This is a genomic window from Macrococcus carouselicus (assembly GCF_004359515.1).
Taxonomy (GTDB): domain Bacteria; phylum Bacillota; class Bacilli; order Staphylococcales; family Staphylococcaceae; genus Macrococcus; species Macrococcus carouselicus.
Genome location: NZ_SCWD01000013.1, coordinates 1 through 1,508, shown reverse-complemented (window position 1 = coordinate 1,508; position 1,508 = coordinate 1). Strand labels below are relative to the sequence as shown.

Below are 1,508 nucleotides of genomic sequence, written 5' to 3'. Positions count from 1 at the left end.
TGAAGTGACCCCCGAAAGTTAGACTTTTTTGGAATGGAGAAATCCATTCCTTTTTTTATGCAGTTTTCAAACTTAGAGTTTTCTCTCTGAACCCTACCGGGCTCATCCAGTTCAGTCTAGATTTAATGCGCTTATTATTGTAATACCATATATAGCTGTGGATTGCTTCTTCCAGCTGCTCATAGCTTTCGTATATTTTTTCATGGAACATTTCCTGCTTCAGGACACTGAAAAAGCTCTCCATAGGAGAATTGTCTAGACAGTTGCCCTTGCGTGACATACTCTGAAATATTCCGTTATCACTGAGTTTGCGTGTATATGCGCCCATCTGATAGGCCCAGCCCTGGTCACTATGAAAGGTCCTCCTGAATTCACATGCATCAGTAACTGCGATTGCCTCAGAAAGAGCTGACAGGACGGCTTCGGAATTGGGTCTTCTGGATATACGGTATGAGATGATCTCTCTGTTAAACAGATCCATGAAAGGATCGAGGTAAAGCTTGCCGATACAAACTTTACCGTTTTCATTCAGATAATGGTATTTGAACTCTGATGTATCAGTCGTTATCTTTTGATAGGGGATACCTGTATCAAACCGGCGGTTTACCAGATTATCAGCGATACGTCCAATCGTCCCCTTATAAGAAGAATATCTTCTGCTTTTTCTTGTGAATGAGATGGATTTCAGCTTGAATTTACGCATGATTCTTTGAACTTTCTTATGGTTAATCAGGTGGCCTCTCCTTCTCAGCTCGCCTGTAATCCTCCTGTACCCATAGTTCCCGTCATTCTCCTCGAAAATCTTTTTGATCTCATCCTCTATCTCCTGGTCTTCATTTTCTTTATCAAACTGTTTCTGCCAGTACATATATGTCGCCTTCGGAAAATTAAGTGCTTCAAGGATAACCTTTAATCTGAATTCTTTTCTGAGTTCCTTAATGACCCGTGATTCGATTTTAGAAGACGGCTCGGTATACTTATCCCTGAAGCTTTCAACTTTTTTATGTAGGCCAGTTCAGCTCTAAGGAGTTCATTCTCGTGTTCAAGGTTTTTGACATAGTCAGTTTTGCGCTTATCAACTTTCTTCGGTTTCTTCATCGATGGACGTCCTTTCCTCTTTTCAGTCAATCCATCTATACCATGCCTGCGAAAAGCAATTCTCCAGGCAGCGATAAGAGACGGATTATTGATGCGGAATTTGGCGGAGGTGATGGTCAGTGAAGCATCATTTTCCCTCATCCATCTCAGTATAGCAATTTTATCTTCTAAACTATATTTCGTTCTTGTTTTTTTACGTTCCAGTCCTTCTATGCCGGAGGCACAGTAAGCTAGATACCATTTTCGAACCATTGCATGTCCAATTCCATGGCGTTCACCAACTGTCTTATATCCTCCCGGACCATTGATATATTCATTTACTACTTTCATCTTGAATTCCAGATCATATTTAGCCAAATAAAAGCACCCCAAACGTTAGATTTTAGGTCTAACTTTTGGGGTGCAGTACA

2 protein-coding genes are annotated in these 1,508 nt (G+C 40.8%); both read right to left on the bottom strand.

Annotation, left to right across the window (positions count from 1 at the left end; translation table 11 throughout):
• Positions 1-55: 55 nt before the first annotated feature.
• Positions 56-940, bottom strand: coding sequence for an IS3 family transposase (locus ERX40_RS11030; protein ID WP_243713060.1), 885 nt, complete (start codon positions 938-940; stop codon positions 56-58).
• Positions 910-1,455, bottom strand: a complete 546-nt coding sequence (locus ERX40_RS11025) for a transposase (RefSeq protein ID WP_133418546.1) — start codon at positions 1,453-1,455, stop codon at positions 910-912. Before ERX40_RS11025 ends, ERX40_RS11030 begins: the two co-directional genes overlap by 31 nt.
• Positions 1,456-1,508: the final 53 nt, after the last annotated feature.